This is a genomic window from Xenorhabdus sp. NBAII XenSa04 (assembly GCF_963866145.1).
Classification (GTDB): Bacteria; Pseudomonadota; Gammaproteobacteria; order Enterobacterales; family Enterobacteriaceae; genus Xenorhabdus; species Xenorhabdus indica.
The window spans coordinates 1-6,950 of the sequence record NZ_CAWMEB010000013.1; the positions used below are offsets into that span (position 1 = coordinate 1).

Below are 6,950 nucleotides of genomic sequence, written 5' to 3' on the forward strand. Positions count from 1 at the left end.
GACTTGGCTTTGAAATTGGAGCGGTAGCTAAGACCCATTGATCATAAGTACATCGCACTTAGACCAAAAACTGATCAAGGGTTTTTACACAGTCTGTACCATGAGCAGACTTCCTGTGGAACGACAGCCTGGCCAGGATGGCACTTTGCTTTTTCTTCATTCCCGATGATGTTTCGATCAAATCAGGTAGTATGACGCTTCTGTTTTTATTGTTGCATGAATATCATACAATGCTGGCAGTGCCAGCATTGCCTGAAAAATAATCTATTTTAACCTCAAGTCAATCCCGTCGATTTTTCCTCTTGTTCCATAACTGGTTATCCATTGAGTCACCGCCTCCTTTGCCTTAATAGTTTGACTGACTTATCAAGGCCAAACAGGAGTTTTTGTGCATGTCTGATGCAGAAGAAAAAACCGCATCTCAGCCGCGTTTACGCGCCGGTGTCTTAACATCCTCGTTATCGATTGAATTACATACCCACTATGCGATCCGGCTCTGGGCGGGACGCCGACGGGAAGACATCAGCAAGACACATCAGGTTACGGAGATCCTCGGAATGCCGCAGGTGATTAAACGTGCAGCCAACATCAGTGTGGATTCCGCAGCGGATAATCCGTATGCCGATGTCTGGCTGGTGAAGCTGGAACAGGCGTTGGAAGGCGCATCGGCCAGTCTCAGGCAGAATCTGGCTATTTTGCAGGATACCCTGAATGCCGTCCCACAGCAGATTACCTTATCCGCCGTTTCCTCTGTCGAACCGCTGAATATCGGCGTTTACAGCCATTCCCCGTTGGGCTATCGCTGTGTCTGGCTGCTGGTTGGCTATGACCAGCTCGCCATGAAAACGTTTCAGGTTTTCCATTATGGGCTGATTTCACGGGCAGAGCGTGATGCCTTTCTGCACAATGGCAGCCGTGCCATTCGTCAGATTTACGGCATGGTACGTTCCTACCGTTCACTGGCGGTCACCCGGCAGGATATTACGGAAAAAACGCCGGCAGCGCTTGAGGCGATTAAACTGCTGGGTGAACCCCATCCCGATATTTTGTCAGGCAAGTTGCGTTCGGTTTTCTCCTCACCTTTACGTTCGGTTGAACCAAATTAATGGAGGGGATGCAATGCAGCTTTATCTGTGTGAAAAACCCTCTCAGGCCAAAGACATTGCCAAAGTCCTGGGGGTAAGACAGCGCGGGCAGGGATTTCTCTTCAGTGCCCGTATCATTGTCACCTGGGCCATCGGGCATTTACTGGAGATAGCCGCGCCCGAACACTATGGCGAGCAGTTTGCTCCGCCGTGGCGCATGGATGTATTGCCGGTGCTGCCCGCTCAATGGCAATGGTCGGTAAAAAAAGAGACCGCTGACCAATTTGCCGTTATCCGGCAGTTATTGAAACAGGTGGATGAGGTGATTATTGCCACCGATGCCGACCGTGAAGGCGAAGTGATTGCCCGTGAGCTGCTGGAATATTGCCGTTTCACCGGCACGGTCAGGCGGCTGTGGCTGTCGGCCCTGGATGAAACCAGCATCCGGCAGGCGCTGGCGGCCATCTTGCCGGGTGAGCAGACGGCAGCACTCTATCAGGCCGGACTGGGGCGGGCACGGGCCGACTGGCTGACGGGCATCAACCTGACCCGACTGTATACCCTGAAAGCACAGGCACTGGGCTTTGGTGAGGTGTTGTCCATCGGGCGGGTGCAGACTCCGACACTGGCACTGGTGGTGAACCGGGATAAGGCCATCAGTCAGTTTGTGCCAAAACCGTACTGGCAGGTTCTGGCGAAGCTGGAAAAAGACACTGTCCGCTTTCAGGCTAAATGGTTGCCTTCAGAAAATGATTGTGATGATGAGAACCGCTGTATCCGGGAGGCCGTGGCGCAGGGCGTGCAGCAACGTTGTCAGCAGGCTACACACGCCACCGTGATGGAAACCAGCAAAAAACGGGAGAAAACCCCGCCCCCGCTGTGTTTTGATTTAGGCACACTCCAGCAGGCTGCTTCCCGTTTGTGGGGTATGGGCGCGAGTCAGGTGCTGGCGATTGCCCAGTCCCTGTATGAAACCCATAAAGCGACCACCTATCCACGCACGGATTGCGGCTATCTGCCTGTGTCCATGCAGGCAGATATTCCTGCCGTGCTGACAGCACTGGCGCGAACCGACCCGGCTATGGATACCATTATTGGCCAGTTGGATAAACAACGTGTTTCCCGCATCTGGAATGACAAAAAAATTACGGCACACCATGCCATTATTCCCACGCGTCACATCTTTGATATCACCCGGTTAACGACCGATGAGCTAAAGGTTTATCAGCTTATCCGTCAGTACTATCTGGCGCAGTTTCTTCCTGCTCAGGAAACCGATGTGACTGAGGTAACACTGGAGATCGGCGGGCAATTATTCCGGGTAAAAGGTCGGGTTAATGTGGTTACGGGCTGGAAAGCGCTGTTTGCAGATGGAACGGGAGAGCATGAGAAGGAAGAAGAGCAGGAAGCTGATTTACCGTTACCGCCCCTTAATCAGGGTGATCGCTGTCAGATTATTGAGGTAAAAATTCAGCCACTCCACACCAAACCGCCGGCACCGTTTACTGAAGGTACGCTGATTGCCGCGATGAAAAACGCCGCCAGTCTGGTCAGTGATCCACAACTGAAACAAGTCTTGCGAGAAAGTGCCGGGTTGGGTACGGAAGCGACCCGGGCCGGCATTCTGGACACCTTGTTTAAACGCCAGCTGATTGAGCGGAAAAAGAAAGCGATTCAGTCAACGCCACTGGCACGGGAACTGATTGCCGGGTTGCCGGAGGTACTGACCAGTCCGGGCATGACCGCGTTATGGGAGCAGTTGCTGGAGGATATTGCGCAGGGCAAAACATCGCTGGATGTTTTTATGCAGAAACAGATGCAATGGATTTTGCATTTAGTCGAACGCGGAAAGATCCAACCGTTACACCTGACGTTACCGAAAACCCCGGCCTGCCCGAACTGTGGCGGCCGGATGCGGCAGCGGCAGGGAAAAACTTCGCTATTCTGGGGCTGTGTGAACTACCCGGACTGTAAAGGGATGCTGAATGACAAAGCGGTCAACCAATCGCGCAAAGCCCGGCGGGCAAATCAAAAAGTTTGATGATCTGGTTATTGATTGACGCGCTGACGGGATGCTTTAAGAATCAACCTGTTTCTTAAATGATCGGTGAGCCTGCAACGATCGCCTTTGGGTGGCTGTAAAACTCCCGTAGCCTGAAAGGGAGCGCGTGACTGCGGTACATCTGCTCACCTTTGAAAGCAGATATTGCCGATCCAACGGCAATGAAGGTTCATTATTCTTTATCAGAACGTCAGCAACGTATATGTCTGACGCCCGGCGGGAAAAACCATTCCCGTCAGGGAGTAGGGTTTTCTCCGTCATTCCTTATTGTTACCTCCATGGAGAACATCGTATGACTGAGAACACAACAGCCTTAACCAAAAACGACTATTTCAATCTGAATATTAAGGGACTGGGCTACTTGAATAATATCCGTCATGTCAGCACCGCCAGTGGCACGTTTCTGAGCTGTGTGATCAATGCATTAAATGGACCGAGTGATAATCCGGTCTATGTGCGTTTTGATATCACCGTAGTTGGCAAGGAAGCGACCAGTCTGATCGGTCGTTGCCAGAAAGCGGTGGATGAGGATAAAAAAGTGCTGCTGGGATTTACCTTAAGCAACCCGTCCACCGATATTTTTACCCTGAAACGCGGGGATCATGCCGGTGAACAGCGTGTCAGCCTGAAAGCCCGTTTGATCAAAGTCGATTGGATTAAAATCGGTCAGGACAAGGTCTATCAGGCCGAACAATCCGATTCGACGCCGCCACAAAACGGTGTCGCACAAACCGAATATGCAGAAAATTCATTCTGATATTTATTCCACTGACTTGCCCTGAATGTTTTCAGGGCAGTCTCTTTTCTAACAAATACAATAGGGTACAGATATGAGTATCACCCCCATTGGAATTCTGGCACTGCAATATTGTCATAAGCAATTACCGTTAACGGTGTTGCAAACCCGTGCAGGATTTTATATCGGCACGATGGATGAGGGTAAACCCTGCTCCCGTGAATCCGTGGAATATTTTGCTTACCGTGAACTGGCCGAATTTGCCCTGAAACAAGGGTGCTGGACACAGCGTCAGTCACTATAACAAGGAGGAAGTGGATATGTCTTCGCGTGGAATTAACAAGGTTATTTTAGTGGGGTTCCTGGGGCAAAATCCGGAAATCCGCTACTTGCCTACCGGTGGCACGGTAGCAACACTGTCACTGGCAACCGCCGAAAACTGGCGGGATAAACAAACTGGCGAAATTCGGGAGAAAACCGAATGGCACCGAGTGGTGATCTTTGGCAAGTTAGCAGAAATTTCCGAGGAATACCTGCAAAAAGGCGCCCAGGTTTACATTGAAGGTCAGTTGCAAACGCGTAAGTGGCAGGACCAACAGGGACAGGATCGTTATTCAACGGAAGTGGTGGTGAATGTGAATGGCACGATGCAGATGCTGGGAAGTCGTGGAGATGCAAAACAGGTTTCTGTTCAACAGGCTAAGTCAGCACAAAAAACACAACTTTCTCAACCGATTAAAAAGGAGAGGAAACCAACACAAATGGCACAACTTTCGCCTTTACCGGAAGAGGAGAAAGAAGAACCAGATTGGTCTGATGAGATCCCATTTTGATGTGGTTTAACCTATTGCCCTGTGACACAGGGCTTATTGCTAATATTGGGTAAGTCAATCGATGCTAAATTCTACGCACACATTTAAACGGTCATTAATATTTCAAGCCTGCATAGCCACTCATTGAATAACGGGCATTTTTCTCTCATCTTAGGAATGCCTGTTTTCTCGGCAATCGCTATCCCTGTTGTCGTTTTGCCAAATGTTCCATTTGCCGACCATTTTTCCAATCGCTTTGAAGGTGCCGTTTGTGGGCTATTATTAATCGATTCCGGTTCTCCGCATTCTCGAAGTACCTGCTCTACCTCTTGTACATGGATATTTAACTCATTGGCGAGTATCTCTTTGTCACTAAAGAGTAAAGCTTCAAATTCATGCATCACGATGTAGGGAATAAAACGTTCATCGGCTCTCTGTGCGGATAGTAACTGGTGAATTTCATTCTGTGTTGACCGATGCAGATGTTCAGCGATTTTCTTTGGTTCCCACTGTCTATTTAACGTTTCTAATCCCGGCCATTCATGGGTGCCATAATAATCAATAAAGGTGGTGACATAGGTATCTGGACGTTGTTTCAGATGCATCTCAATGTCTTTCTTGACTCTTGAAAAACGCACATCCCCGCCTTTTTGTCCGGGTTTAGAAACTTGTGTCGCAGAGATGAAAATCATTTTCTCAGCCAGATAAGGTTGAAGTATCTTTTCAACAAATATCTGTTCTGTCTTACCTTCCACGATGGCCATGACTTCGATGTAATTACTCATAAGTCGGCCCTCCGGCAATGACGTTTTTAGCCCATAATTCACCCAGAGAATAGTTGTCGAGCCATTGAGAAAAATCGTCTTCATTTAAACGCTCAAAACGTGAAGCGCCCTTTTTACGATTCACGATGACAATATCTTCAGCAGAGAATTGATCGATTAAAATAGGGGATTGAGTGGCGATAATGACCTGGGTACGCTGAGCCGCCTGTTGAATTAACTCGGCAAGGATAACAATGGCCGCAGGATGTAAGCCCAGTTCAGGTTCATCAATAATAATGGTCGATGGCGGATTGGGTTGTAATAATGCCGTCGCCAGACAAATAAAGCGTATTGAACCATCGGATAAATGATAAGGCTGCATCGGATAATCTGAGCCTTTTTGCGTCCAGCTGATGTTAACTTCTTCTTTTAACCCACTTTGACGCGGTTCCAGAATAAAGTTATCAAAGAACGGAGTGACTAACCTGATGGCATTTACAATCGACTTATACTCATTTGGCGCCTCATTTTTGAGTTTTAATAAGAATGCGCCAATGTTAGAAGCATCTGTGCGTAATGTTTTGTTATCCTGAATAATTTCATATTTTCGCATTCCCGCTGTCGCACTGGTGTCGTGAAAATGGTAAATCTGCCAGGAAGCGATGGCATCATAGACCGGTTTTGAAGACGGTGCATCAGAGGAATTATTCTCGATTTCAGCGACCATTCTGGATCTGCCATCATCACTGTCCCCCAGTGACCACCATCCGGCAGTATCTTTTGCGTAATAACAGGCTTCATCTTCAATCGCACAGCCATCTGCCGGCGTGGGAACTAATTTAAAGCGAAATCCTCTTTCCCCGAAGCGTGTTTCAAACTCCATTTTCTGCGTGACCTTATTGCCATTAAAGAGTAAATCGCCCGCGCCACCATTATCGCGTACATAGCGATTTAATGTACCGTCTATTAATGTCCGCAGCATTTTAAAAAAGGAGATCAAATTACTTTTGCCTGCGCCGTTAGCGCCAACAATCACGTTTAAGTTTTTAAGTTCAAATTCACTCAGCTCATGGATTGATTTAAACCCTTTAATCGTGAGCTTGTCTAAAGATGTTGTCATATCGCCTCCTTTGAAATGCTTTAATTCAGTATCAGACAAGGGGGTAACGCTTGATTCAATCATGCATCAACACAGTTGTCTTCAATGTTAACATAACCCGCTGATAGCTGACGCACTATTCTCTGAAGAGTACCTTTTGGTGGTTAGACTTATTGTGGGAGATGATGATGAACTAACGGGTAACTAATCACTTAATTTTACTGATTATACTTACACATTCGATTATTGAATTAGATAACTCAATCAGTTAAAGTAAAAATGCTATCGGCAAAATCCGATAGTGAGGAATCTCAGGCCTCTAAGAACTATCCACTGGTAGGATGTTTCTACCAGTGTGTCTGCTATCGCTCCTTCAATGGCGGTTCAGGCAG

7 protein-coding genes are annotated in these 6,950 nt (G+C 48.0%); 5 read left to right on the top strand and 2 right to left on the bottom strand.

Annotation, left to right across the window (positions count from 1 at the left end):
* Positions 1–392 precede the first annotated feature (392 nt).
* From AAC147_RS01075 to ssb, 5 genes are all read left to right on the top strand, one after another.
* Positions 393–1,106: a PFL_4669 family integrating conjugative element protein gene (locus AAC147_RS01075; RefSeq protein WP_047678796.1), complete on the top strand. Its 714-nt coding sequence runs from the start codon at positions 393–395 to the stop codon at positions 1,104–1,106.
* Between the two features lie 13 nt (positions 1,107–1,119).
* Positions 1,120–3,126 carry a DNA topoisomerase III gene (locus AAC147_RS01080; RefSeq protein WP_047678799.1) on the top strand — a complete coding sequence of 669 codons (2,007 nt, stop codon included), beginning with the start codon at positions 1,120–1,122 and terminating at the stop codon, positions 3,124–3,126.
* Positions 3,127–3,439: 313 nt separating this feature from the next.
* The gene (locus AAC147_RS01085; protein WP_047678802.1) at positions 3,440–3,904 is read left to right on the top strand and encodes an STY4534 family ICE replication protein; all 465 of its coding nucleotides are present in this window, start codon (positions 3,440–3,442) and stop codon (positions 3,902–3,904) included.
* 73 nt (positions 3,905–3,977) lie between these two features.
* Positions 3,978–4,187 (top strand): hypothetical protein, encoded by a 210-nt coding sequence (locus tag AAC147_RS01090; protein WP_047678805.1) that lies wholly within the window; start codon positions 3,978–3,980, stop codon positions 4,185–4,187.
* 16 nt (positions 4,188–4,203) lie between these two features.
* Complete coding sequence (ssb, locus tag AAC147_RS01095) at positions 4,204–4,716, top strand: single-stranded DNA-binding protein (protein WP_047678808.1); 513 nt, start codon at positions 4,204–4,206, stop codon at positions 4,714–4,716.
* Positions 4,717–4,799: 83 nt separating this feature from the next.
* Here the strand turns inward: ssb and AAC147_RS01100 are convergent, their stop codons facing one another.
* Both AAC147_RS01100 and AAC147_RS01105 read right to left on the bottom strand, forming a co-directional pair.
* Entirely contained in the window at positions 4,800–5,480 is a 681-nt protein-coding gene (locus tag AAC147_RS01100) for a DUF4276 family protein (protein WP_047678811.1), read from the bottom strand.
* Positions 5,473–6,579, bottom strand: coding sequence for an AAA family ATPase (locus AAC147_RS01105; RefSeq protein WP_047678814.1), 1,107 nt, complete (start codon positions 6,577–6,579; stop codon positions 5,473–5,475). Before AAC147_RS01105 ends, AAC147_RS01100 begins: the two co-directional genes overlap by 8 nt.
* Between the last annotated feature and the right edge of the window lie 371 nt (positions 6,580–6,950).